Annotated in this window: 20 protein-coding genes and 1 pseudogene; 11 read left to right on the top strand and 10 right to left on the bottom strand. The window is 65.6% G+C overall.

Annotated elements, in window-relative coordinates; all coding sequences use genetic code 11:
* Window positions 1-14: 14 nt before the first annotated feature.
* Window positions 15-707 (top strand): annotated as a pseudogene (locus HB677_RS18765) (RecQ family ATP-dependent DNA helicase); the annotation flags it as partial.
* Window positions 708-740: 33 nt separating this feature from the next.
* Window positions 741-1,313, top strand: a complete 573-nt coding sequence (locus HB677_RS18760) for a RecQ family zinc-binding domain-containing protein (protein ID WP_307852504.1) — start codon at window positions 741-743, stop codon at window positions 1,311-1,313.
* Window positions 1,314-1,327: 14 nt separating this feature from the next.
* Here the strand turns inward: HB677_RS18760 and HB677_RS05340 are convergent, their stop codons facing one another.
* Window positions 1,328-2,428 carry an alkaline phosphatase family protein gene (locus tag HB677_RS05340; RefSeq protein WP_307852487.1) on the bottom strand — a complete coding sequence of 367 codons (1,101 nt, stop codon included), beginning with the start codon at window positions 2,426-2,428 and terminating at the stop codon, window positions 1,328-1,330.
* Between the two features lie 54 nt (window positions 2,429-2,482).
* On the opposite strand from HB677_RS05340, the gene HB677_RS05335 reads away from it, so the two are divergent.
* Window positions 2,483-4,993, top strand: a complete 2,511-nt coding sequence (locus HB677_RS05335; RefSeq protein WP_213814651.1) for a DNA topoisomerase (ATP-hydrolyzing) subunit A — start codon at window positions 2,483-2,485, stop codon at window positions 4,991-4,993.
* Window positions 4,990-5,457, top strand: coding sequence for a hypothetical protein (locus tag HB677_RS05330; RefSeq protein WP_213814650.1), 468 nt, complete (start codon window positions 4,990-4,992; stop codon window positions 5,455-5,457). The genes HB677_RS05335 and HB677_RS05330 overlap by 4 nt, the downstream gene beginning before the upstream one ends.
* 34 nt (window positions 5,458-5,491) lie before the next feature.
* On the opposite strand, the gene HB677_RS05325 is transcribed toward HB677_RS05330, so the two are convergent.
* Complete coding sequence (locus tag HB677_RS05325) at window positions 5,492-7,573, bottom strand: type IIA DNA topoisomerase subunit B (protein WP_213814649.1); 2,082 nt, start codon at window positions 7,571-7,573, stop codon at window positions 5,492-5,494.
* A 198-nt stretch (window positions 7,574-7,771) separates the two neighbouring features.
* On the opposite strand from HB677_RS05325, the gene HB677_RS05320 reads away from it, so the two are divergent.
* Entirely contained in the window at window positions 7,772-7,999 is a 228-nt protein-coding gene (locus tag HB677_RS05320) for a hypothetical protein (protein WP_213814648.1), read from the top strand.
* Between the two features lie 34 nt (window positions 8,000-8,033).
* Here the strand turns inward: HB677_RS05320 and HB677_RS05315 are convergent, their stop codons facing one another.
* The 5 genes from HB677_RS05315 to HB677_RS05295 all read right to left on the bottom strand — a co-directional run bounded on the left by HB677_RS05315 (window position 8,034) and on the right by HB677_RS05295 (window position 13,915).
* Window positions 8,034-8,768 (bottom strand): type 1 glutamine amidotransferase, encoded by a 735-nt coding sequence (locus HB677_RS05315; RefSeq protein WP_213814647.1) that lies wholly within the window; start codon window positions 8,766-8,768, stop codon window positions 8,034-8,036.
* Window positions 8,765-10,027 (bottom strand): Mur ligase family protein, encoded by a 1,263-nt coding sequence (locus HB677_RS05310; protein WP_213814646.1) that lies wholly within the window; start codon window positions 10,025-10,027, stop codon window positions 8,765-8,767. Before HB677_RS05310 ends, HB677_RS05315 begins: the two co-directional genes overlap by 4 nt.
* A gap of 4 nt (window positions 10,028-10,031) precedes the next feature.
* Complete coding sequence (locus HB677_RS05305) at window positions 10,032-11,540, bottom strand: RNA polymerase sigma factor (RefSeq protein ID WP_374193788.1); 1,509 nt, start codon at window positions 11,538-11,540, stop codon at window positions 10,032-10,034.
* Between the two features lie 42 nt (window positions 11,541-11,582).
* The gene (locus tag HB677_RS05300; RefSeq protein WP_213814644.1) at window positions 11,583-12,908 is read right to left on the bottom strand and encodes a nitrate/nitrite transporter; all 1,326 of its coding nucleotides are present in this window, start codon (window positions 12,906-12,908) and stop codon (window positions 11,583-11,585) included.
* A gap of 86 nt (window positions 12,909-12,994) precedes the next feature.
* Window positions 12,995-13,915, bottom strand: coding sequence for a proteasome assembly chaperone family protein (locus tag HB677_RS05295; protein ID WP_213814643.1), 921 nt, complete (start codon window positions 13,913-13,915; stop codon window positions 12,995-12,997).
* Between the two features lie 102 nt (window positions 13,916-14,017).
* Here HB677_RS05295 and HB677_RS05290 point away from each other — a divergent pair, with 102 nt between their 5' ends.
* From HB677_RS05290 to sucB, 3 genes are all read left to right on the top strand, one after another.
* Complete coding sequence (locus tag HB677_RS05290; RefSeq protein WP_213814642.1) at window positions 14,018-15,520, top strand: leucyl aminopeptidase; 1,503 nt, start codon at window positions 14,018-14,020, stop codon at window positions 15,518-15,520.
* A 91-nt stretch (window positions 15,521-15,611) separates the two neighbouring features.
* Window positions 15,612-16,985: a dihydrolipoyl dehydrogenase gene (lpdA, locus tag HB677_RS05285; RefSeq protein WP_213814641.1), complete on the top strand. Its 1,374-nt coding sequence runs from the start codon at window positions 15,612-15,614 to the stop codon at window positions 16,983-16,985.
* 68 nt (window positions 16,986-17,053) lie between these two features.
* Window positions 17,054-18,526 carry a 2-oxoglutarate dehydrogenase, E2 component, dihydrolipoamide succinyltransferase gene (gene sucB / locus HB677_RS05280; protein WP_213814640.1) on the top strand — a complete coding sequence of 491 codons (1,473 nt, stop codon included), beginning with the start codon at window positions 17,054-17,056 and terminating at the stop codon, window positions 18,524-18,526.
* Here sucB and HB677_RS05275 read toward each other — a convergent pair.
* A complete protein-coding gene (locus HB677_RS05275; protein WP_213814639.1) occupies window positions 18,523-20,136 on the bottom strand; it encodes a hypothetical protein in 1,614 nt (537 codons plus the stop codon). The two genes, sucB and HB677_RS05275, sit on opposite strands and share 4 nt — an antisense overlap.
* A gap of 133 nt (window positions 20,137-20,269) precedes the next feature.
* Between HB677_RS05275 and HB677_RS05270 the strand changes: the two genes are divergently transcribed.
* Window positions 20,270-20,980: a DUF4191 domain-containing protein gene (locus HB677_RS05270; protein WP_213814638.1), complete on the top strand. Its 711-nt coding sequence runs from the start codon at window positions 20,270-20,272 to the stop codon at window positions 20,978-20,980.
* Window positions 20,981-21,140: 160 nt separating this feature from the next.
* On the opposite strand, the gene HB677_RS05265 is transcribed toward HB677_RS05270, so the two are convergent.
* Entirely contained in the window at window positions 21,141-21,548 is a 408-nt protein-coding gene (locus HB677_RS05265; protein ID WP_213814637.1) for an RDD family protein, read from the bottom strand.
* Window positions 21,549-21,686: 138 nt separating this feature from the next.
* Here HB677_RS05265 and glnA point away from each other — a divergent pair, with 138 nt between their 5' ends.
* Together glnA and HB677_RS05255 are read left to right on the top strand one after the other, a co-directional pair.
* The gene (gene glnA, locus HB677_RS05260; protein ID WP_213814636.1) at window positions 21,687-23,111 is read left to right on the top strand and encodes a type I glutamate--ammonia ligase; all 1,425 of its coding nucleotides are present in this window, start codon (window positions 21,687-21,689) and stop codon (window positions 23,109-23,111) included.
* Between the two features lie 600 nt (window positions 23,112-23,711).
* Window positions 23,712-24,143: a hypothetical protein gene (locus HB677_RS05255; RefSeq protein ID WP_213814635.1), complete on the top strand. Its 432-nt coding sequence runs from the start codon at window positions 23,712-23,714 to the stop codon at window positions 24,141-24,143.
* Window positions 24,144-24,497: 354 nt separating this feature from the next.
* Here the strand turns inward: HB677_RS05255 and HB677_RS05250 are convergent, their stop codons facing one another.
* The gene (locus tag HB677_RS05250; protein ID WP_213814634.1) at window positions 24,498-25,913 is read right to left on the bottom strand and encodes a UDP-glucose/GDP-mannose dehydrogenase family protein; all 1,416 of its coding nucleotides are present in this window, start codon (window positions 25,911-25,913) and stop codon (window positions 24,498-24,500) included.
* Between the last annotated feature and the right edge of the window lie 31 nt (window positions 25,914-25,944).

The raw sequence follows: 25,944 nt of genomic DNA, 5'->3' as shown, positions 1-25,944 counted from the left end.
CTGTCACGGACGGCACCGCGAAATACCTGCTGCTCTCTCCTGAACAGCTGGCACGCGCCGACGTGCTCGACCGACTCGCCGCCATTGGGGTCGGCCTGTTCGTCGTCGATGAAGCTCACTCGGTCGCCGCCTGGGGACACGATTTCCGGCCGGACTACCTGCGACTGGCGGACGCGATCGAGACACTCGGCCACCCGACGGTACTTGCCCTGACCGCAACGGGCTCACCACCCGTGCGCGACGAGATCGTGCGGCGGCTCGGAATGCGCGAGCCGCGGGTTCTCACCTTCGGCTTTGACCGTCCCAACCTCCGACTGGAGGTTGTGCGTCACGAGAACCCCCACGAAAAGCACGCGGCGGTGCTTGCGCAGGTGATCGCCACGGCAAAACCCGGACTCGTGTACGTGGCGACGCACCGTGACACCGAGGAGTTCACGGCGGAACTCACCGCGCGCGGCTTCCACGGCGTCGGGTACCACGCCGGACTGAGCACGGGCCTGCGCGCCGCCGCACAAGCCGACTTCCACAGCGGCGTCGCCGAGGTGGTGGTGGCCACCAGTGCGTTCGGTATGGGCATCGACAAACCCTATGTGCGGTTTGTCGTGCACGCCTCAATCCCTGACTCTCTCGACAGCTACTACCAGGAGGTCGGCCGCGCCGGCCGTGACGGGGAGCCGGCAACGGTAACCCTCAACTACCGCCCCGAGGACCTCGGACTGCTCAGCTTCTTCGCCGGCGGTGTGCCCCGGTCTGACGACCTCGCCCGGGTATTCACGGCACTGGTCGATGCCGGCGGACCAACACGGGTGGCCGACATCGCCCGGGCCGTTGCTCTTTCGGAGCAGGGAACCGCAAGACTCGTCAACCTCCTGGAGGAGGCGGGAGTCGTCGTCCACGACCATCTCGGGGTGACAGCCGACCCGGCGATCACCGCGGAGGACGCCGCGCTCCGCGGCGTCGCGGCAGGGCGCCAGCGCGAAAGGATTGAACACTCGCGAATCGCGATGATGCGCGCATACGCCGAAACGCGGCGGTGCAGGCGTCAGTTGCTGCTCGGGTACTTCGGCGAGGAACTGCCGGCACCCTGCGGAAACTGCGACACCTGTTCCTCTGGTTCCGCTTACGCACCCGAGTTCGCGGTACGCCAGGTGTCGGCCTTCCCCGAGGGAGCGACCGTGGTGCACGCCGCGTGGGGAACCGGCATCGTCATGAGCGAAGAAGGCGACAGCCTGACTGTCTTCTTCGACCGTGAGGGATACAAGGTGCTATCGCTGTCCGTCATCGGGCAACGCCACCTGCTCGCGCTCGCCTGAGGGCAGCCGGCACGTCAGGCGCGGGCGAACGCCCCGAACCGCAGGAGGGGAACGCGTACCTCTGCCGGTGAGAACGATCCGTGTTGGCCGATCATGGCCTGCCCGTGCGTGTCCCGGCTGCGTCCGTCGTAGTAAGCGATGTTCTTGCGGGCCGCGATCAGGAGATCACCAATGCGGGGTGCCACGTCGGGCGACACCTCGCCGAACCAGTTGGCGGCAATGGCCTCGGCACGGGTGGCGACCCACGCGCGGCTCCCCTCGGCGTCACGCCAGCGTTCGATGAGCGCGTCGCGCGCGTCATCCGCCAGTCCCGGCTCGAAGTGAAGCTGGAGGCACCGCGGGTCGCCGGCGACAAACCGCACCCCGTCGAGCAGTGCCGGTTCGGCGTCGATGAGCACGTGCGCGTGGTGCGGCACATCGACGACACCGTGATCCGCCGTGAGCAGGAGCCCGTCCGTCGGGGTCAGTGACGGCAGGAAGGCGCGCACCGCAGAGTCGAGTTCCTCGAGCTTGCGGATCCACACGTCCGACTCCCAGCCGTTCGCGTGGGCGGCGACGTCAAGTTCGGGAACGTAGACGTAGAGGATGCCGGGCTCCCCCACCTCGCGCAGCCACCCGGCCGCGCGCTGCATGCGCTCGGCGATGGATCCCGCATCGAGGTACTCGGCACCGCGCAGCACGGCACCGCTGAACCCCGAGTCGCGGTAGCGCAGCGGCCCGACGGCAGCGGCCCGGTAGCCCTGGGCCACGGCCGTCTCGAAGAGGGTGGGCACACGCTGCCAGGTGGCGGGGTCGAGCCTGTCGTCCCAGCCGGAGAGCTGGTTGACGACGCGGTCATTCGCCGGATCCAGCACCGTGTAGCCGACGAGACCGTGCTGCCCCGGGGCAACCCCGGTGGTCAGGGTGGCGAGGGCTGCGGCCGTCGTCGTCGGAAATCCCGAGTCGATGACGGATGACCCGGTGAGGGCTCCGAACAGGGTGCGGGCATGTCCCGACCGGGCCTTGAGCGCCTCGACTCCCAGCCCATCGACCAGCAGGACCACGGCCCTGGTGACGGGTGGGAGGTTCAGTCGATTGGATGACCCATCCAAGGCGGACAGGGAACTTGTCAACACATCGGCGAGGGTGATCCGGTCTGTTTTCGGCGCCGGTAGCATGGTGGCAATCCTATGACTACTCCCGAATCTCCCACCGCAGCCGCGGGCGAACGCATCGAAGATGTCGATCTCTCCGCCGAAATGCAGGGCTCGTTCCTCGAATATGCCTACTCCGTCATTTACTCGCGCGCTCTTCCGGACGCGCGGGACGGACTGAAGCCGGTACAGCGCCGCATTCTCTACCAGATGACCGAAATGGGACTGCGTCCCGACCGCGGTCACGTCAAGTCGGCCCGCGTCGTCGGCGACGTCATGGGAAAGCTCCACCCGCACGGCGACGCGTCCATCTACGACGCCATGGTGCGGCTCACGCAGGACTTCATCCTTCGCGTTCCGCTCATCGACGGCCACGGCAACTTCGGGTCCCTCGACGACGGTCCCGCCGCCCCCCGGTACACGGAGGCGCGCCTGGAAGCGGCCGCCCTTGCGATGACGGATGGCCTCGACGAAGACGTCGTGGACTTCGTTCCCAACTACGACAACCAGCTCACGCAGCCGGAGGTGCTCCCGGCGGCGTTCCCCAACCTGTTGGTCAATGGCGCGAGCGGCATCGCCGTCGGCATGGCCACGAACATGGCGCCACACAACCTCGTCGAGGTCGTCGGTGCCGCCCGTCACCTGCTGCACAACCCCGATGCATCCCTTGACGACCTCATGGCCTTCGTGCCCGGACCCGACCTGCCCACGGGCGGAACGATCATCGGTCTGGCCGGCATCAGGGATGCCTACGCCACCGGCCGCGGTGCCTTCAAGACCCGTGCCAAGGTCGCCGTCGAGTCGATTTCCGCCCGCAAGACCGGGCTTGTCGTCACGGAACTGCCATACATGGTCGGTGCCGAGAAGGTCATCGAGAAGATCAAGGACGGCGTCAACTCGAAGAAGCTCGTGGGCATCTCCGATGTGACCGACCTCACCGACCGCCGGCACGGCCTGCGCCTCGTCATCGGCATCAAGACCGGCTTCAGCCCCGACGCCGTGCTCGAGCAGCTCTACCGCTACACCCCGCTCGAAGACAGCTTCAACATCAACAACGTCGCGCTCGTTGGGGGCGGTCCGCGCACCCTCGGGCTGCGCGACCTGCTGCAGGTCTACGTCGACCACCGGCTGTCGGTCGTGCGCAGGCGCAGCCAGTTCCGCCTCGACCGCCGCCGGGAGCGCCTGCACCTCGTTGAGGGCCTCCTGGTCGCCATTGTCGATATCGACGAGGTCATCCAGGTCATCCGCACAAGCGACGACAGCGAGGAGGCGCGCACCCGCCTCATCGACGTCTTCGATCTCAGCCAGATTCAGGCCGAGTACATCCTCGAACTGCGCCTGCGCCGCCTCACCCGCTTCAGCCGCATCGAGCTGGAGGCAGAGCGTGACAAGCTCCGCGAGGAGATCGCCGAACTCGAGGCAATCCTGGCCGACCCCAAGCGCATTCGCCAGCTGGTCTCCGACGAGCTCGAGAACGTCGCCGAGAAGTTCGGCACCCCCCGCCGCACCCTCCTGACAGAGGCGCGCCCGTCCATCGCGACCGCGAGCAGCCGCAAGAACGCGCCCATCCTCGAGATCGCCGATACCGCCTGCCGCGTGTATCTCTCGACCACGGGCCGCGCCATCCGCGTCGACCTGGCTCCCCCGGCGGAGACGGAACCCACCCTGCTGGATGGTCTGGAGGGGGATGTCGCGGCGCCCGCGGCCGGCACGGGATCCGCCATCACCCGCCGACGCACGAAGCACGACGCCATCCGGTCGTCCGTCGTCACGACCAGCCGCACGGAGATCGGGGCGGTCACGTCCCTCGGTCGCCTCATCCGCTTCTCCCCCGTCGACCTGCCGAGCGTGCCAGAGAACTCAATCCAGCTCGGCGCCGGAGTCAAGATCACCGACTACATCGCGCTGGGAAACGCGAAGGAGCGCGTGGTGGGACTGGTCTCACTGACATCCACCGTTCCCATCGCCATCGGAACGAAGCAGGGCGTCGTCAAGCGCGTCACCGCGGGCAACTACCCGAACAAGCCCGACTTCGAGGTCATCGCGCTGAAGCCGGGTGACCAGGTTGTCGGTGTCGACCAGGCACCCGACGGAGCCGAGTTCGTCTTCGTCACCTCCGACGCGCGACTGCTGCGCTTCTCGGCCGGTACAGTGCGCCCGCAGGGGACGTCCGCTGGCGGTATGGCCGGCATCAACCTCGGCACCTCAGGAGAGGTCATCTTCTTCGGCGCCATCAACCCCATGGAGAATGTCGTGGTCGCTACCGTGTCCGGTTCAACCGAAACCATCCCGGGAACCGACTCCGGCCGGGCGAAGCTCTCCGAGGTGTTCGAGTTCCCCGCCAAGGGTCGCGCGACCGGCGGAGTGCGGGCCCACGCGTTCCTCAAGGGCGAAGACAGGCTGACCGTGGCGTGGGCGGGCACCGCTCCCGCACACGCGCTTGGGTCGGACGGCGCTGTGCGCAAGCTTCCGGACTCCGGATCGAAGCGGGATGCCTCGGGCACGCCGCTTGAGGGAATCGTTGCGACGATCGGGGCGAGCCTGTGAGCGCGTTCGGAACCGTCCGGGGAGAAAACGGCAGCCCGCTGAGGGTCCACTCCCGCGTGGTGGCAGTCGTGCGCCGGGATGACGATCTCCTCGTCACCGGAGGACACGACAACTCCATCAACGAGGATTACTTCCGCCCGATCGGCGGCGAGGTCGCGACCGGTGAGAATGCCGAATTGAGCCTGCGCCGGGTCATCCGCTCGCTGCTGGGTTCGGAAATCTCCGACATCGACCTGCTTGGCGAGATCGAAAGCACGCAGACAAGCTTCACGGAGGCCGTGCGCGAGGTGACGTTCGTGTACGAGTGCACGCTCGACCGCGAGCAGCTCTACTCCACGACCGAGATCGCGCTGAAGAACACCGACCGTGGCGCGACTGCCTCCTGGCAGCCGATAGCGCTGTTCGCCCAGGACGAGGCGCTGCTCTATCCGGACGGAATGCTCGAGCTGCTCGAAGACGAGTAGCCGTAGCGTTGCCCGTGCGGGCAACGCCGCCGTGCTACATGTCGATGCGGGCCCGGTCGAATCCGTCGCCGGCGATGATGAACTCCTTGCGGGGAGCAACATCGTTGCCCATGAGCAGCTCAAACACGCGCGCGGCGTCTTCCGCGTCGTCGACGCGCACGCGGCGCAGGGTGCGGTAGCGGCGGTCCATGGTGGTGGACGACAGCTGGTCCGCGTCCATCTCGCCGAGGCCCTTGTAGCGCTGGATCGGGTCCTGGTAGCGCTTGTTCTGTTTCTTGAGTCCGGCGAGCACGCCCTCCAGCTCCTTTTCGGAGTAGGTGTAGATCGTCTCGTTCGGCTTGGAACCCGGGTTCATGACGATCACGCGGTGCAGTGGCGGAACCGCGGCGAAGACGCGCCCCTCCTCGATCATGGGTCGCATGTAGCGGAAGAAGAGGGTGAGCAGGAGGGTGCGGATGTGCGCGCCGTCGACATCCGCGTCGCTCATGATGATGACCTTGCCGTAGCGCGCCTGCGTGATGTCGAACGACCGGCCAGAGCCGGCGCCAATCACCTGGATGATCGACGCGCACTCGGCGTTGCTCAGCATGTCACTGACCGAGGCCTTCTGCACGTTGAGGATCTTGCCGCGGATCGGAAGCAGCGCCTGGTACTCGCTGTCGCGCGCGAGTTTGGCCGTGCCGAGGGCGGAGTCGCCCTCGACGATCATCAGCTCGCTGTTGAGCACGTCGCTCGAGCGGCAGTCCACGAGCTTCGCCGGCAGCGAGGAGCTCTCGAGCGCGTTCTTGCGGCGCTGGGTCTCCTTGTGCGTGCGGGCGGAGATGCGCGACTTCATTTCGGCGACGATCTTGTCGAGCAACAGGGCCGACTGCGCCTTGTCATCGCGCTTGGGAGAGGCGAATCGTTCCGCCATGGTCTTGGCGATGACGGATGCCACGATCGCACGCACCGCGGGAGTGCCGAGGATTTCCTTGGTCTGCCCCTCGAACTGCGGCTCCGGCAGCCGCACCGTCAGCACCGCGGTCATGCCGGCGAGGATGTCGTCCTTGTCGAGCTTGTCGTTGCCGACCTTGAGGCGCCGGGCGTTCTTCTCGACCTCGGCGCGGAGGAACTTCATGAGGCCCTGTTCGAAACCGGCCTGGTGCGTGCCGCCCTTGGGCGTGGCGATGATGTTGACGAAGCTCTTGAGCACGGTCTCGTAGCCGGTTCCCCAGCGCAGCGCGATGTCGACCTCGCAGTCGCGGGTCAGTTCGGTCGGCACCATCGCCCCCGTGGGTTGCAGCACGGGAACCGTTTCGGTGAACGTGCCGGACCCCTGCATGCGCCACGTCTCGGTGAGTGGTGCGTCGGGACTCAGGTAGTCAACGAACTCGGAGATGCCGCCGGCAAAGCTGAAGGTCTCGCTCGTCGGTGTCTCGCCGCGGTTGTCGGCGATGTCAATCGACAGGCCGGGCACGAGGAATGCGGTCTGGCGTGCGCGGGAGAACAGCTCTTCCGTCTGGAAGTCAGCTCCCTTGGTGAAGATCTGGCGATCGGCCCAGTAACGGATGCGGGTACCGGTCTTGCCCTTGGCAACCTTGCCCACCACACGAAGCTCGCTGCCGGAAACGAACGGGGCGAACGGGGCATCCGGAGTCTTCTCGCCGCCCTTGTCGTCGAAATTGCCGGGCTCGCCGCGGTGGAAGGACATCGCGTAGGTCTTGCCGTCGCGGTCAACCTCGACGTCGAGGCGTTCGGACAAAGCGTTGACAACGGATGCACCGACCCCGTGTAATCCACCGGACGCGGCGTACGAGCCGGAGCCGAACTTGCCACCGGCGTGCAGCTTGGTGAAAACGACCTCGACGCCGGACAGACCCGTCTTCGGCTCGATGTCCACGGGGATGCCGCGGGCGCGGTCGTGCACCTCGACCGAGTCATCCGCGTGCAGAATCACGCTGATCTGCGAGCCGTGGCCGCCGAGGGCCTCATCGACCGAGTTGTCGATGATCTCCCACAGGCAGTGCATGAGTCCGCGCGCGTCGGTCGAACCGATGTACATGCCCGGGCGTTTGCGAACGGCCTCGAGGCCTTCGAGCACGGACAGGTGTCGAGCGGAGTAGTCGGAACTCGCCACGAAAACTCCTTAGAAACGTCAGATGGTGCAACCTTGCAAGAATACCGGTCACCCTCCGACACCCGTTGCAGCAACACCCAGGCCTATTCCCGCCGTACGCGTTCAGCGAAATACCCGGCAAATGTCGCACGGGCGAAACACGACCGTGCTTGTATATACACACGGGAATCACACCATCCGAGCCCGAAGGAGCAGCCCATGTCTCAGATCACCACCGAAGATAACATCGAGCTTGACGCTCACCAGTTGAGCGCGCTCGATCGCTGCGACAGCTGCGGAGCCCAGGCATACGTGCGAGTCACTATGTCCACCGGTCAGCTTTTCTTCTGCGCACACCACGGCGCACAGTTCAAGGAAAAGCTCTCCGCCACCGCTCTTGAGTGGCACGACGAGTCCAGCCGTCTGCTGGAGAACGTCAACAACTAAATCGTCGGCGACGGATTCTCAGCGAATCCGATCGTTATTCAGACTCAAGCTCGAGCCGCGTCGCAATCACATTGCGCGCGGCTCGAGCTATGTCGTCCACACGTCCGCTCATGACTGTGCGCGCGTCGTATTCCTCAATGACCTGGCCGAGCAGGTGGTCGGCGAGCGACGGGTTCTTGGCAAGCACGGGTCCGTGCAGGTGCGTTCCGATCACGGAACCCTGAATGAGGCCCTCGGATGTCCCGGTGGCGCCGTTACCGCGTCCGTAGACGACGGTTCCGAGCGGAGTGCTGCCGGAGGCCAGCTCCCAATTGCGGGCGTGGTTCTCAAACCCGATCAGTCGGCCGAATGCGGATGACACCACCAGGTCATTACTCACCCGGGCAGAGGCCGCGACGGCACGACCGTCCACCAACCCGAGGGCGGCTATGGTTCCCGCCGCTCCCCCGAGCTCGATGCTCGCGCCCAGGATTTCCCAGCCGGTTCCGATCGCGAGCACGGGAACACCGGAGGCGATCCAGCCCGCCAGCAACTCGCGGTGGGGCCGCAGCTCGGCGATTGCCGATGGAAGCGCGGCATCCGTGGTCGAGCCGATTACGACGATGCCGGGAGCGGCGGCCGGTACAGGCTCCCCGGGCTGCCAGCGCACGACATCGACGGAGTGACCCGACCACCGCGCGCGCTGCGCGAGCACCGCGGCATTTTCGGAGTCGCCATTGACGTTGAACGCCGACGGGAACACCGTCAGCACTGTCAGCGCGGAACTCATACGAGGCCGAGATGGGCGCGCGTGCGGCGCATGGAGTCTGCGGTGAAGATCACTGTCTTGATTCCCGTCTGGGGTTCCGGCAGGGCGAGGAAGGCATCGAGTGCCGTGGCGAGGTCGGGCGTGATCGAACCGATCTGAACGCCCTGGTAGGACAGCTGGAGGGCGATCTCGTGCGCCTTGGACCCGGTCACGGCCACGACGCTGCCGAGCGGCGACGAATCGACCGGCCAGAAGTAGGACGGGTCGCGCACGTCGGAACCGACGGCGACGAGCACCTGGTCGAGACCGCGCTGCAGGCTGTCCACGTTGAGCTGGAAGCTCGCGGGGTTCTGCACGAGCACAAACTCAATCTTCTTACCGCGGACCGTCACTATCTCGCCGCGCCCGAACACGGGAGCGACGGCGCTCAGCGTCGCTGTGGCGAGGGCGGGATCAAAGTCGGAGCCCAGCACCGACGCGGCAGCGCTGAGCGCCCCAGCGGCATCTACGGCGTAGTGGGTGCCGCGTGCGGGGAGGGAGATGGGCCACTCGGTGCCGGCGAGTGTCACGGTGGCGTGACGTCCGTCCACGTGCGTAATGACCGTGCCGGCGTCGGAGGACAGGCGTTCGGTTGCCTCGCGGGTGTAGCCGAGTCCCCGGGGGTTGTTGGCAAGCACCTCTGCGCTCACGCCGTAGCGAACGAGCTCCGCGGTGGAATCCACGTCACAGGCAAGTTCCAGCAGCATCGCGTCATCCGCATTGATAATGAGTTCTTTGCTCGCCCGTTGCGCAATTCGTTTCAGCATGGCGGCGACCTTCTCCGAGTCGTGGAACCGGTCGATCTGGTCCGTCATCACGTTGGTCAGGAGAACGACCGTGGGATTGAGCGAGGGCGCGATCTGGGCGCCGTGGCCCTCGTCCATTTCGAGGACGGCGATCTCGGCATCGATACGGCCGGCCAGGTTGACGCGCTCCAGCAGCGCGCTGGTGAGTCCCTGCGCGATGTTGGCGGTCGACGGATTGGTGAAGATGGACTTGCCGTGGGCCTCGAGGATCGCGACGAGCATCTTGGTGCTCGTTGACTTGCCACTCGACCCGGAGACAATCACGAATCCCCCGGCAAAGCCGTCGAGCACGCTCGCCAGGAAGCCCGGCGCGATGCGATTGACGACGAGCCCGGGCACGGCAGAGCCGCCCCCACGCTTGCGCATGCGGGCGGCTATCCGAACGAGACGTCCGGCGATGATGGCCGGTGCGTACCGCACCGGCGCAGCAGTCACGTGTTTACTCGAGGTAGTCGCGCAGCGACTGTGACCGGGACGGGTGACGAAGCTTCGCCATGGTCTTCGACTCGATCTGGCGGATGCGCTCGCGCGTCACGCCGAAGGTGTCTCCGATCTGGTCGAGCGTCTTCGGCATGCCGTCGCCGAGGCCAAAGCGCATGCGGATCACTCCTGCTTCGCGCTCGGACAGGGAGTCGAGCAGGCTCTCGAGCTGCTTCTGCAGCATCGTGAACCCGACGGCGTCGGCGGGAACGACGGCCTCGGTGTCCTCGATGAGGTCACCGAATTCACTGTCGCCGTCTTCACCGAGCGGGGTGTGCAGGGAGATGGGCTCGCGGCCGTACTTCTGTACCTCGATGACCTTCTCGGGGGTCATGTCGAGCTCGCGGCTCAGTTCCTCGGGGGTGGGTTCGCGACCAAGGTCCTGCAGCATCTGGCGCTGAACGCGGGCGAGCTTGTTGATGACCTCGACCATGTGCACGGGGATGCGGATGGTACGGGCCTGGTCCGCCATCGCACGGGTGATCGCCTGACGGATCCACCAGGTGGCGTACGTCGAGAACTTGAAGCCCTTGGTGTAGTCGAACTTCTCGACCGCGCGAATGAGGCCGAGGTTGCCCTCCTGGATCAGGTCAAGGAACTGCATGCCGCGACCGGTGTACCGCTTGGCGAGCGAGACGACGAGTCGGAGGTTGGCGCCGAGAAGGTGGCTCTTGGCACGCTGGCCGTCCTTGGAAACCCACTGCAGTTCGCGTCCGAGTGGCGTCTTCTTCTCGACATCGCTCATCTCGGACAGCTTGTCCTCAGCGAACAGGCCCGCCTCGATACGCATTGCGAGTTCGACCTCTTCGGCCGCGTTCAGCAGGGCGACCTTTCCGATCTGCTTCAGGTAGTCCTTGACCGGGTCGGCGGTCGCACCGGTGATGGCGGACGAGTACACGGGGACCTCGTCCTCGTCGTCGACCATCGACAGCACGAGGGCGCCGCTGGGCAGAACCTCGTCCGTCTTCTTCTTGTCGTCGTCGTCGTCCGTATCGGTCGCGCCTTCTTTTGCGACCTCTTCGGTGTCGGCCTCGACGTCAACGATCACCACTTCTGGTTCGTCGTCTTCGCCATCGGCGTCGGGACCGTCGGCCTCATCGGTGCCGGTTGCCTTTGTTGCACGCTTCTTTGCCGGGGCCTTGGCGGGAGCCTTGGTTCCGGCGGCCTCTGCGGCTTCGGCGGCCGCAGCCTTCGCGAGGGCAGCCTTCGTCGGGGCCTTGGCCTTTGTCGCGGTCGTCTTTGTAGCTGTCTTGGCGGCGGCCTTCACAGGCGCCACAACCGTCGGGTCGACGTTGACCTCGTCAGTGGTAGTGGGCGCTTCAGCCGTTGCAGTCTTGGTTCGGGTTGCCATTCGAACACCTTTCCGGGGTTTTTGGGCAGTACTAAGACCCATGTCAAGTCGTGGGCGACAGCACGACAAACGTGCTGCTTTCCTGGTACGACGTGACCGGGTCTCGATGTTAATTATTGCACGGTTTGACGGTTATCCTCGCCACCAGCGCCGGATGCGCTAGCGATGCCTCTTGCGCCACGCCCGCATTAATGCAACCCAAACAGGGGCTACCTGTATTCCCTCTTGCTCGTGTAAACGCTGACGGGTTTGTTTTCGCGCGCGCAGCAACATGATCACGCCGCCACCGACGACCACGTACTGCACGAGAAACGCGATGCGGAACGAGTCGAGCGAGTAGAGCGTCGACGGATCTCCCGAGCCTCCGTGAGCGGTGTCAAGCGCATCGAGCACAACACCGATGATGAACATCATGATGAAGGAGGCGAGGAACCCACCCACATTCACGATGCCGGTGGCAGAGCCAAGATTGCGCATGGGGTTGAAGGTCCGTGCAAAGTCGAAGCCGATCACGGATCCCGGGCCGCCCACGGCAATCACCACGAGCAGAAGAATCACCGTCCAGAACGGCGGTTGGCCCGGCCACGCCAAAACGATCGTCCAGGCGATTGCCATCGCAACGACGACACCGAGCACCACGTTGCTCCGGCGCATCGGATAGCGGGCAGTAATCAGACCGAGGATGGGCCCCATCACGCCACCGCTGATAACGATGAGCGTGAGCAACAGCGACGCGGTCGCGGGACCGTACCCGAGCCCCACCGAGAGGAACGGGAAGCCCCACAACAGGCTGAACACGTTGCCGGACGACTGCGTGACGAAGTGCGACCAGAAGCCGAGGCGGGTTCCTGGCCGCGACAGGCTCTCCTTCAGTTGCGTCATCACCCTTATCGGTCCGACGGGAATCGATCCCGTGTGCACCGGAGTTCCGTTGCGAACGAAGATGGCCACGAGGATGAACGCCAGCAGCGACGCCGATGCGGCCGAGAGGAATGCGGGTTCCCACCCCGCCTGGTGGAGGAGGATCGACAGCGGTATTGCCGACAAGATCTGTCCGGTTTGCCCGATGGTGCCGACCCACTGGGAGACGATCGGCAGCTTTCGTCCGGAGAACCAGTTGTTGAGCAACCGCAGTACGGAAATGAAGGTCATGGCGTCGCCTGCACCAACGAGGATGCGCCCGGCGATCGCGATGCCGATCCCCGGGGCGAGCGCGAGGGTCGTCTGACCGACGACCATGAGCGCGGCGCCCGAGAGGATCAGCACGCGCGGGCCAACCCGGTCCAGCAGCAGCCCGACGGGAATTTGCAGGCCCGCGTAGACGATCAGTTGGACGACGGCAAGGCTTGACAGCATGGCCGCGGAGATGGAGAACCGGTCCGTGGCATCCACACCTGCCACACCAAGGGATGTGCGTTGCAGGATGGCGATCGCGTACGCGCCACACGCGACGGCAAAAATTATCCAGGACCGTCGCGAATTCACGTTTCAACTCTAGCGACGGCCGAGAGCCACCCCTTCGCGGTCGCCGTCACCGCTGTCTGACCAGCGGGACGGCCGACGTGGGTTCGTTAGGACGACGAGGAGTCGTCGTCCCGGCGGAACGCGAGGAAGTTCTCCAACTCGGCGGCGATGGCGTCGGCCGTGGGAAGTTCACCGTCGACATCGGTCAGCGGGGAGCGCATCGGGTTGTCGAGCATGTAGCTGTCGTGACGCTCCTCGAGCGTGCCGACGAGACGGGCAAGCTCGGGATTGCTTTCGACCTGGTCATCGATCTTCGATACGAATTCGCGTCCGTCTTCCCGGAGGCGATCGGTCGGGAAGATGAGCCCGGTCGCGGCACTGACGCTTTCCAGCGCGGTCACGGCGGCCGACGGGAATTCGGTGTCCGCGAGGTAGTGAGGAATGAGGAGAACAAATCCCGCGACGGGGTGCGCCAGTTCCTGGAGCCGGTACTCGAGCAGGTGCAACGCGGTCGCCGGCACCTGGGTGGTGGGGCGCCAGATGGACATGGTCTCGATCAGTTCGCTGCGGTTGCCGCTCACCGTGACGCCAAGCGGGCGCGTGTGCGGCACCGGCATGGGGATGGCGTGAACCCAGGTGGTCGTCTTGACCTGGAACTTCTCGATGAGGCCAAGGACGGCAGCGGTGAAACGCTCCCACTGGAAGTCGGGCTCGTACCCGGTAAGAAGCAGGAACGGCTGTCCGAGCTCGTCGTTGGCCAGGTACAGGTTCAGCTGTGCAGGACGGTAATCGGTGAGGTGATCACCGTCGAAGTGGATGATGGGGCGGCGCGCACGGTAGTCCAGCAGGGAGTCGTCATCGAACTCGACAATCGTCTCGTTGTCGAGAGTCTCGAGCAGATATTCGCTGAGCTGGGAGACGGCGCCGCCGGCGTCGGTGAAACCGGTAAGGGCCGCCACCAGGGGCAGTCCCGCCGGGACCTCTGAGACGTCTGTCTGAAGGTCGTATAAGCCTGCTGGGTCTCGCATGCGTCAACTCTAATCGCGTGCACCCGCCCGACGCCGGTCTGCGCGCGCCTTCCAGCAATGCCCACAGCGAACACGCCGGGATCACCTCGGTACCATTGCGGAATGACAGTTGCACACCTTTCCATCACGTCCGAATCCCCCCTCGATATCGAGACTGATGTTCTGGTGGTGGGTGTGCAGAAGACCGATGGCGGTCCCGTTCTGCTCCACGCGGGGATCGACGACGACGCGCTGACCAGCCTCGCGTCCGACCTTGGCACCATCGGCGTCAGCGGATCTGTTGACGAACTGCGCCGCCTGCCGTGGTCCGGTGTTGCCGGCTGCATCGTGCTCATCGGCCTCGGGTCATCCGCAACCGTCAGCGACCTGCGCTACGCAGCCGGGTCCGTCGCGCGCCAGCTGCGCGGCGTCGACTCCATCCTTTTCGCTCTCCCCGTTGAAACAGCGGATGACACTCTCGCCGTTCTCGAGGGTGCGGCCATCGGCGCCTACTCCTACACCGACTACCGCTCGAGCACCCTCGCCTCGACCAAGGCTCCCGCCGCGCACATCACCGTCGTCTCCCCCGTCGCCACCGGTGGTGAGGACATCATTGCCCGCGCCACGAGCATTGCCGAGGCAATGAACACCGTGCGCGATCTGGTGAACGCTCCCCCGCTCGACCTCTACCCGGAGACCTTCGCCGACGCCGCCGTCGAGTTGTCCGCCGGACTCCCCGTCGAGGTGACTGTCCTCGATGAGGCAGCACTCGCCGAGGGCGGCTTCGGCGGCATCCTCGGGGTGGGCCAGGGGTCTACTCGCGGGCCGCGCCTTGTCAAGGTGAGCTACTCGCCCGCCGGTGCATCCCGTCATCTTGCCCTCGTCGGCAAGGGCATCACGTTTGACTCCGGCGGACTTTCGCTGAAGCCGCCGACGGGCATGATCGGCATGAAGTACGACATGACCGGTGCTGCGACCGTGCTCGCGGTCACGCTCGCTGCCGCACGCCTCGACCTGGGCGTGCGCGTCACCGCCTGGCTCTGCCTGGCCGAGAACCTGCCCTCGGGATCGGCCATCCGCCCGAATGACGTGCTGCGCATCCGTGGAGGCAAGACCGTCGAGGTGCTGAACACCGACGCGGAGGGTCGCCTGGTGTTGGCAGACGGACTCGTCGCTGCCGGCGAGGAGGAGCCGGACGCGATCATTGACGTCGCGACGCTGACCGGCGCGGCAGTCACGGCGCTCGGCAACCGCTACACCGGCGCCATGGGCGACGAAACCCTCGTTGCCCAGGTCGTTGCCGCCGCCACCCGCGTGGGCGAGCCGCTCTGGCCGATGCCCATCGCGTCCGAGCTGCGCCCGCTGCTGAATTCGGACATCGCCGACATCGCCAACATCAAGCCGGGCAACACCGCCGGCGGGATGATGATCGCCGCGGCGTTCCTTCAGGACTTCATCGGCTCGACCGGTGACGGTGACTCCAAGAAGACGATCCCGTGGGCCCACCTCGACATCGCCGGCCCCGCGAACAACGGCGGCGGCGGATACGGCTTTGTGGGCAAGGGTCCGACCGGAGTGACGGTACGTGCGTTGATCGCACTGGCCGAGGAAATTTCGGTCGCGTAGTAAGGTTTTATGGCGAGCAAGTCTCGCCCTCCGACCGCTGACAGATCCCGTTGGCTGGTCGCACAATCCTGATGCACAAGGGAGTTGCTGGGTGTCGGAACAGAATTTTGACCTGGTAGTACTTGGCGCAGGCAGCGGTGGATATGCCGCCGCTCTGCGGGCAAGCCAGTTGGGCCTCACGGTAGGCCTCATCGAAAAGGGCAAGGTCGGTGGCACCTGCCTCCACGTCGGGTGTATCCCGACGAAGGCCCTGCTGCACTCGGCGGAGGTCGCTGACGTGACCCGCGAGTCGTCCAAGTACGGGGTCACCGCCTCGTTCGAGGGCATCGACATGGCTGCCGTCACCACGTACCGCGAGGGAATCGTCTCGAGCAAGTACAAGGGACTCCAGGGACTCATCAAGGCCCGTGGCATCACGACGATCGAGGGTGCTGGTCGACTGACCTCCCCCACGACCGTTCAGGTCGGCGACATCACGGTGACCGGCAAGAACGTGATCCTCGCGACGGGTTCCTACTCCCGCTCGCTTCCCGGCCTCGAAATCGGCGGCCGCGTCATCACCTCCGAGCAGGCGCTCGAACTCGACTTCATCCCGAAGAAGGTCGCCGTTCTCGGTGGCGGTGTCATCGGTGTCGAGTTCTCCAGCGTCTGGAAGTCGTGGGGGGCGGATGTCTCGATCATCGAGGCTCTTCCACACCTCGTGCCCAACGAGGACGAGGCGATCAGCAAGCAGTTCGAGCGTGCGTTCCGCAAGCGCGGCATTAACTTCTCACTCGGCGTGCGCTTCCAGAGCGTGACGCAGGACGAGAACGGCGTCGTTGTGACGCTGGAGAACGGCGAGACCATCGAGGCCGAGCTGCTGCTCGTCGCCGTCGGTCGTGGACCGTCGACCGCAAACCTCGGCTTCGAAGAAGTCGGTGTCACCATGGACCGCGGCTTCGTCATCACCAACGACCGTCTCGAGACGAGCATCCCCGGCCTCTACGCTGTCGGCGACATCGTTCCCGGACTGCAGCTTGCTCACCGCGGATTCCAGCAGGGAATCTTCGTCGCCGAAGAGCTCGCCGGACTCAAGCCCGTCATCATCGAAGACGTGAACATCCCCAAGGTCACCTACAGCGACCCCGAGGTTGCCTCGGTCGGTCTCTCGGAGGCCAAGGCCGCCGAGCGCTACGGTGCCGACTCGATCACGTCGTACGACTACAACCTCGCCGGCAATGGCAAGAGCCACATCATCGGAACCTCGGGAATCGTCAAGGTCGTCCGAGTCAACGATGGTCCCATCGTCGGAGTTCACATGATCGGCGCCCGCGTCGGTGAGCTCATCGGTGAGGCGCAGCTTGCCGTCAACTGGGAGGCGTACCCCGAAGACATCGCTCCGTTGATTCACGCGCACCCCACCCAGAACGAAGCTCTCGGAGAGGCATTCCTCGCACTCGCGGGTAAGCCACTCCACGCAATGTAACTAACGCGCTTCGCGCACAGCCAGAACTAAGCTAGACAGGCAGAACCTGTGAATAAGGAGCAACACTGATGAGCGAATCCGTCAACCTTCCGGCACTCGGAGAGAGTGTCACCGAGGGTACGGTTACCCGCTGGTTGAAGAACGTGGGAGATCGGGTCGAGGTTGACGAGCCTCTGCTCGAAGTATCGACCGACAAGGTCGATACAGAGATCCCCTCGCCTATCGCCGGCGTGATCGAAGCGATCCTGGTCGCCGAGGATGAGACCGTCGAGGTGGGCACTCCTCTCGTGACGATCGGTGACGGAAGCGGAAGCGGCGACGCTCCGGCTCCCGCCGCCGACGAGGCTCCGGCGGAGACGCCCGCCAACGAGACTCCCAACGAGCCCGTCGCCGAAGTTCCGTCGACCGAGGCACCCGAGCCGGAGGAAGCAGCACCCGCCGCTCCCGCCGCACCGGAGCCCGCTCCCGTCGACCCCGCTCCGGCAGCAGCTCCCGCACCGGTTGCAGCAGCGCCCGTTGCCGCCGCCCCTGCACCCGTCGCAGCGCCCGAGCCCGCCGCAGCACCGGCGCCCGTTGCAGCAGCACCGGCTCCGGCTCCGGCTGCGCCCGTTGCCGAGGCACCCGCCGATGACTCCAACGCTGGCTACGTGACGCCGATTGTGCGCAAGCTTGCGCACGACAGTGGCATCGACCTGGCGACCGTCACCGGCACCGGCGTTGGTGGACGCATCCGCAAGCAGGACGTTCTCGCCGCCATTCCGGCTCCGGCGCCCGAGGCTGCCGCCGAGGTATCCGCGGCTCCCGCCGCCGAGCTCGAGGTCTCCGCTCTCCGCGGAACCACCGTCCCGATGTCCCGCTTGCGTAAGGTCGTCGCCGAGCGCGCCGTCATCTCCATGCAGACCTCGGCCCAGCTGACGTCGGTCATTGAAGTGGATGTCACGCTTGTCGCCGCATTCCGCGACAAGGTGAAGAACCAGTTCCTCGAGAAGACGGGCAACAAGCTCTCCTTCCTTCCGTTCTTTGCCCTCGCCGCGGTCGAAGCGCTGAAGACCTACCCGATCATCAACGCGACCATCGATGGCGACACCATCGTGTACCCGGACCACGAGAACCTGAGCATCGCCGTGGACACCGAGCGTGGCCTGCTGACTCCCGTCGTTCGCAACGCGAGTGACCTCGACCTTGCCGGCCTCGCCGCGCAGATCGCGGATCTCGCCGCCCGCACCCGCGCCAACAAGCTGAAGCCCGACGAGCTCGCCGGGGGTACCTTCACCCTGACGAACACCGGCTCACGCGGCGCGCTGTTCGACACCCCGATCGTCTTCCTTCCGCAGGTCGCGATCCTCGGCACCGGAATCGTTGCCAAGAAGCCCGTCGTCATCAGCGCGGGTGGCTCGGACGCCATCGCGATCCGCTCCACGGTGTACCTGGCCCTGTCGTACGATCACCGCATCGTCGACGGTGCCGACGCCGCCGGATTCCTCGTCGCGGTCAAGAAGCGTCTCGAAGCGGGCGACTTCGCTCGTAACCTCGGCATCTAGGGCGTTACCCACTCCCTGAAGCGCCAGCCGGCGTCCGTCCTGATCATGAGGACGGACGCCGGCTGTGTGCTTTTCCCGCCAGGCCCCAGTGCCACCAGGGCTGAATCCCCCAACCTCTCGACGAGCACGGGCTTCGGAGCCGCCGGCAGCACGCCGGGAGGGACTTCACCGCCGGCGAGGATCTGCCTGATCGCGGCGCGGTCGTCACCGAGTGCGCTTGAGCCCGCGTGGTCGGCGTCGTCGAGGCAGAGCACGGATAGGTCGTGAAAGCAGCGCTCCCGCGCGGCCAGCAACACCGGCAGGGCCAGGAGCGGATCTGGGCCCGCCACGGCGTCCTCGTCGCCGTCGGACGGTGACGGCGGCGCGCCCGTGGAGGCCGGCGCGCCCGTGGAGGCCGGCGCGCCCGTGGACGCCGGCGCGCCCGTGGACGGAGCCACCGGCCGAGCTGTCGACCCCGGCTGCACCGCCGGGCTGGGCGGCGCCGGCGACGAGGACGGAATCGTGGCAGGTGGCGGCGCCCGGGTTAAGTCGCCGTACGGGCCCCGACCGGCCGTCGGCGCACCCGCCGGGATGAACATCACGGCCGCGGTGAGCGCGATCAGGACACCCCCGAAGATTGCCCAGACGGGTCGGCGAACGCGGCGCAGTGACGCGAGAGCGCGGGCGCGCGTGGTGGCGATGGCCGATGCCACCGCTGACAGTGGCACAGCGGGCAGAGGGACGCCCGACGGTGACCGTGCGAATACGCGGCCTGCAGGAGCATCCGCCCGAGCATCCGCCCGCGCCGGACTCAATCCTGCGAAGACGGCGGCACCCACGCGGGACGGCACTTCTGGGCGCTCCCCGCGGGCGAATTCGACAGGCTGCGCCGGGGCGAGGGCGAACAGTCGCTCTTCGAGCGCGGCGGCAAAGAGCGGATCGGCGGCAGCACCATTCGAAGTCCAGGCGAGAAGCCTCTGCACACCCGCGTTCGCATCCAGCTCCCGCACTCGACACAACACGAGCTCGGTGAGGTGCGCGAGACGCTGATGATCGGCAGCAATCTCGGAGAGAGATTCGCGATACGCAGGCGACGATCCGGCGGGAAAGACCACCGCGTGGCCAAAGCCCACCACGATGGGCTCGCCGGCGGCGCCGAAGTGCACGGTAGTGGCGCTGACCCGCGAGTGCGCGACACCGGCCGCGTGGAGTCCGCGGATGCACTGTGCCAGCGGGGCGAGAATGGTGACGGCTTCGCCCGCCTCCAACGACACCCGGTCGTGCAGGAGCTGCGCGACGCTCCCGCGGGGAGCCCGGGAGAGAACGAGTGTCGGGGGCGCCGCCGCAGTGGTCGCGAGATCCAGCAGCCGTACACAGTGCTGCGAGGCTGGGGCCGGAATCATCGAGGCCGCTTCGAGCGCGCGGATCTCGTTCGCAACGCTGTCTGCCGAAGCCGCGGTGAAGACCTTGATCGCGACAGGTGTCGGTGCCTCCGGCTGTGGCGAATCCTCATCCGACGGTGTCGGCCGCTCCCCCGGCGTGCCCAGGTAGACGGTGGCGCGGGAGCCAACGCCGAGCGTGCGGATGACGCGATACCCGGCGAGCATCGGGGGGATGTCGGCAGTGGGCATAGGAAAATCATCGGCGCAGGGACATCCGCTTTCCGGTCCCTCACAGCATCTGTGGGAACCGCCCGCGATCCGGCCACAGTGGAGGAGTCGGTGGCATGCCACGCGGGGTCCGCGGTGGCCGTATCCTTATCGCATGGCACGCACCAAAAAAGACCCCAATAAAGAGCCCGGCCGCATCAAACAGATGTACGACGTGTTCAACATGACACGTCGCTACGACTCGATGGCGGTGTGGTACCTGCTGCTCGGATTCCTCCTGCCGATCATCGTGGCAGTCGGACTCGGCGTTCTGCTGTCCAGCGACAGCGTTGTCGGACTCATCCTGTACATCGTCGCCGGTGTGCTCGGTGGCGTACTGGCATTCCTCATCATTCTCGGCCGTCGCGCTGAGAAGGCTGCCTACTCGCAGATCGCCGGCCAGCCCGGCGCCGTCGGTGCGGTGCTGAAGAGTTCGCTGCGCCGTGGATGGCAGGCAAGCGAGATGCCCATCAACGTCAGCCCCCGCACCCAGGACGCGATCTACCGCGCCGTTGGTCGGGGTGGAGTCGCACTCATCGGCGAGGGGCCCCAGTCGCGCACCCAGCGCATGCTGGAGGAGGAGCGCCGCAACATCACGCGCATCCTTCCGAACGTGCCCGTGAGCTTCCTCTACGTCGGTCCCGACGCGGAGTCCGTGCCGCTGCACAAGCTCGCCGGTCGTCTGCGCAAGATCAAGCCGGTTCTGCGCAAGCAGGAGATCATCGCCGTGAGCAACCGCCTCAGCTCGCTGAGCAAGGGCAAGGGCGGCCTGCCCATTCCTAAGGGCGTCGACCCGTTCAAGGCCCGCGCGCCCCGTCCCCGCTAGTTCTCTGCGGCGCACGACTGCTGTCGAAACCTGCGCGCCACGCTTCATCCGAATCCCCGGTCGATCCTCGGCCGGGGATTCGTGCGTTGCCCGCGACGGGACTCCGCGCCGCCTTTCGGTCGGGCTCGCGGCCGGGGCGTCCGGGAGATGCTGCCAACCCCTAGCGAAGAACGAGGGCCGTGCTGAGCAGACGGTCGTGCATACCGCGCTGGTCGCGGTCCCAAATGACGGCCGGGATGACGATGGCGATCAGGATGGCGCGGACGAACGGTCGCCAGACACCCACGTATCCCCCGCCCTCGATACGGACCACACGCAGCCCGAGCAGGAGATGACCGATGCTGCCACTCAGCGTCAGGACGAATACCACCTGGATCACCACGAAGACGAGCAGCGTGGCGAAGGGGTCGTAATGGAAGAACGCGGTCGAAATGAGCACGCTCAGCGCCCAGTCGATGGCAAGCGCGAGAATTCTTCGCCCAATTCTGGCAATCGACCGGGAACCGGTCATCGGAAGGCCGAGCCGTTTTCCGGGCCAGACAGTGGGAACGGGGCGCGATTCGGGCATTGGGCCAGTGTAGCGATGTAGCTACCCGTAACATGCCGGAAACAATGGCGTCACCCTCGCGAAACTCCTTACCCGTAGCCTCGACTACTGAGGCTGCGCTCGCAGCCCCTCAGTACCAAGCTCATTGGAGTCCATTCCATGTTCAGTGATTCTTCCGAGGTGCTCAAGTTCATCAAGGACACCGACGTTAAGTTCCTTGATATTCGCTTCACCGACCTTCCCGGTGTACAGCAGCACTTCAACATCCCTGCATCCACGGTCGACGAAGACTTCTTCGCCGTTGGCCAGTTGTTCGACGGCTCTTCGATCCGTGGGTTCGCTTCGATCCACGAGTCGGACATGCAGCTCATCCCGGACGTGACGACGGCGTATGTTGACCCGTTCCGCACCGAGCGCACACTCATCATGATCTTCGACATCTACAACCCGCGCAACGGCGAGATTTACGCCCGCGACCCGCGCCAGGTTGCCAAGAAGGCGGAGAAGTACCTCGCGTCCACCGGCATCGCCGACACCGCGTACTTCGCCCCCGAGGCCGAGTTCTACATCTTCGACGACGTGCGCTACGAAGTGAAGCAGAACACCAGCTTCTACTCCGTCGACTCCGATGAGGGAGCCTGGAACTCGGGCCGCGTCGAAGAAGGCGGAAACCTCGGCAACAAGACGCCGTTCAAGGGTGGCTACTTCCCCGTGAGCCCCGTCGACAAGCAGGCTGACCTGCGCGACGACATGAGCCTCAAGCTCATCGAAGCCGGCCTGATCCTCGAGCGTGCCCACCACGAAGTGGGAACGGGTGGCCAGGCGGAGATCAACTACCGCTTCGACACCATGGTCCACGCGGCGGACGACCTGCTCAAGTTCAAGTACATCATCAAGAACACCGCCGAGCAGTGGGGCAAGACGGCAACGTTCATGCCCAAGCCGCTCTTCGGCGACAACGGTTCCGGTATGCACACTCACCAGTCGCTCTGGAACGGCAGCACCCCGCTGTTCTACGACGAAAGCGGATACGGCGGACTGTCCGACCTCGCCCGCTGGTACATCGGTGGTCTGCTCAAGCACGCGCCGGCGATCCTCGCGTTCACCAACCCGACGCTGAACTCCTACCGTCGTCTCATCCCCGGGTTCGAAGCCCCGGTCAACCTGGTCTACTCGGCCGGTAACCGTTCGGCCTCGATCCGCATTCCGATCACGGGTACCAACCCGAAGGCAAAGCGTATTGAGTTCCGCGCCCCCGACGCCTCTGGTAACCCGTACCTCGCGTTCGCTGCCCAGATGATGGCCGGCCTCGACGGAATCAAGAACAAGATCGAGCCGCACGAGCCGGTCGACAAGGACCTGTACGAGCTTCCTCCCGAGGAAGCCAAGAACATCCCTCAGGTTCCCGGCTCGCTCGAGGAGGCCCTCCAGGCTCTCGAAGCCGACCACGAGTTCCTCACCGCTGGCGGTGTCTTCACCGAAGACCTCATCCAGACGTGGGTCGCCTACAAGCGCGAGAAGGAAATCATCCCGGCCGCACAGCGCCCGACCCCGTTCGAGTACGAGCTGTACTTCGGGGTATAGCCCACTAGCCCTGATCACGGGGATCTAGCGGCTTTGGTCCGCAACGAGTCCGCACGAGCAGCCAAGGAATTGGCAGTTCGTGCGGACTCGTCTTTGTCTGGACATAAATGGCTTCAGGCATCCAGCGTCGTCATAGCGGATACATGACGAATCCACGCCTTTTCGACCCGAACGGTTCTAGGGTGGAGCACATGGATCCAATATCCGCGCTGGCTTTGAACGTCGTTGTTATCGCCATAGCCCTCTACGCCCTGTATTTCGTCATTCGCTCAGCCGTTCGGGACGGGATTCGCCTGTCCAGAACTTCTGACGCGGCCGATACATCAGCATCCAGGAAGTCCATGGATCACGCCGATCGTCCCAACTGAGGTGTCACTCGCGTGACGGCTGCGACGCTCGCAGACTATAGAATCCGTGCACGCCGACAGACATCGACCGCCGGTGAACGCGAACTGCACTTTGGGTCTCAGCACCGCACCGCTCGATAGAAGGGCCGAACTCCCGTGGGAGTGCGGCCCGTTTTCGTTGTCGCACCTATGCGGGAGATGAGATTTAGTCGATACTGGACGTCAGACCACCCGAGCTGTAACGGAGACGGTCATGTCTGTCGATCCACGAGTCGCCCGGCGAGGTGTTGCTCTCCTCTGTGTCACCATCCTGACGGCGGGACTCGTTGCCGGCGCGAACGCGGCGGCCGCGGCGACAGAGAATGCGCCGGGCGGGACCGCTCCAATTCCACGTCTGGTCGCTGCTCCAGTTGCCGTGCGGGCCCTCGCTCCCCCGCCTCCGGCCCGAGCGGAAGACACCGGTACCTCGTTTGGCCCGATCGAGCCGTTCAACGCGGCCGAGCCGTACCTCAACACCCGCGCCGAGATCACGGCCGGTGCTGTCTCGGTCTCTGTTAACGATCCGTCCCTGGACGGCTCGCGACTCTCCGAGCACCAGATCGCGACCATCGTCTCGATTGCCGCCCCACGACGTACCGCGCCGTTGGCGCTATCGACCCCGCCAGCGCATCTGATCCACGGATAAGACCGGATCGCCCGGTATGGGCCGTGACCGTCCATTCCCCCACGAGGTCAGAATCGACGCTCTACGGGACAACGGACACGCTCGTGCCTGTGTACTCGATCCTGTACGACGGACCAACGGGAGAAGTCATCACCCTTGCATTTGGTGTTGACTACCAACGCCTCGGTCTCCCATCGGCGTAGGAGAGCGACCGCCGCGCGCCTGCTGAGACAACACAAGGGCCGCCTCCCCCGTATGAGAGGGGATGCGGCCCTTGCCGTTATCCGGACGGTACGTGCCTTGCAATCACGAACCGCTGCTGTGACCACCCGCGCGGAGGGCTATCCTCCCCGCGCGACGGATGGCGGCCCAGCGCTAGGCTGCCGGTACCAACTCGCCCACGACCGACGACGTTCCGAGCACGGATGCTCCGGAGTCGGCGGCTACGCCTGCGGGGCGTCCGAGGGAGCGCAGGGTCCATCCCGCGCCCGTCCAGGAGGCCGCGTCGAGGCAGTTGCGGGCGTCGATGATTGCCGGGTTGGCGGCAAGCGCAAACAGCGCGGCGGGGTCGCTGTTCACGAACTCCGGCCATTCCGTCAGCACGAGAACGGCGTCGGAGCCGGTGACGGCCTCCTCCATCGTCTCGGCGTAGCTCAGCGTCGGGAAGCTGCGCTTGGCAGTCTCGTTCGCCTCCGGGTCGAACACGATGACCTGGGCACCACGGAGGTGCAGCGCCGCGGCGACGTTCAACGCCGGCGAGTCGCGTACGTCGTCGGTGTCCGGCTTGAATGCGGCTCCGAGTACCCCGATGCGTCGATTGAGTACCGATCCACCGACGGCCTCCAGGGTGAGGTCAATGACCCGCTGGCGCTGGCTCATGTTGATCTCGTCGACCTGCTGAAGCAGGGACGCCGCGGAGTAGGCCCCGAGCTCGGATGAGCGGTGCATGAGTGCGCGGATGTCCTTGGGAAGGCAGCCTCCACCAAAGCCGAGTCCGGCGTTGAGGAACTGGCGTCCGATCCGCACGTCGTGGCCGAGCGCGTCGGCGAGCACCTTCACGTCCGCTCCCGCTGCCTCACAGATCTCCGCGATCGCGTTGATGAACGAGATCTTTGTCGCGAGGAAGGCGTTGGCGCTGACCTTGACAAGCTCTGCCGTCGGTAGGTCGCACACGATCATCGGGGTGCCCGTGGCCAGGGGCATCGCGTAGACCTCACGCATCAGCGCTTCGGCCTTGGGCGACGCTCCACCGATCACGAGGCGGTCCGGGGTCAGGGTGTCGGCGACGGCCTTGCCCTCGCGCAGGAACTCCGGGTTCCAGATCAGCTCTGCGGTCAGTCCTTCCGGGATGTTCTCCCGAACGATGCTGCGCAGCTTGGCTCCTGTGCCGACCGGAACTGTCGACTTTCCCACGATCAGACCGTCGTGCGACAGGTTCTTGACGACCGCGAGGGTTGCCGCCTCCACGTATGCCGTGTTGGCCGCGTTGCTCCCCCGCTGCTGCGGCGTACCGACGCAGATGAAGTGAACGTCGGACATCGCGGTGGCTTCGGCGATGTCGGTGGTGAAACGCAGGCGGCCGGACGAGACGTGCTTGATCAGCAGCTCGGGGAGGCCGGGTTCGAAGAACGGCACCTGGCCAGCGGCCAGGGCCGCGACCTTGGCCGGGTCGGTGTCAACACCGATGACTTCGAATCCCATTTCTGCCATTGCGGCAGCATGGGTGGCTCCGAGGTATCCGGTGCCGATGACGCTAATGCGCGGCTGGGTGGACTGCTTCTTGTTAGACATGTGCTTTCTTCCGTTCATGGTTGTCATGCTG

It is taken from the genome of Glaciihabitans sp. dw_435 (assembly GCF_018449675.1).
Taxonomy (GTDB): Bacteria; Actinomycetota; Actinomycetes; order Actinomycetales; family Microbacteriaceae; genus Glaciihabitans.
Note: the sequence above shows the minus strand (reverse complement) of the source record. Positions and strands in the feature narration are given on the sequence as shown.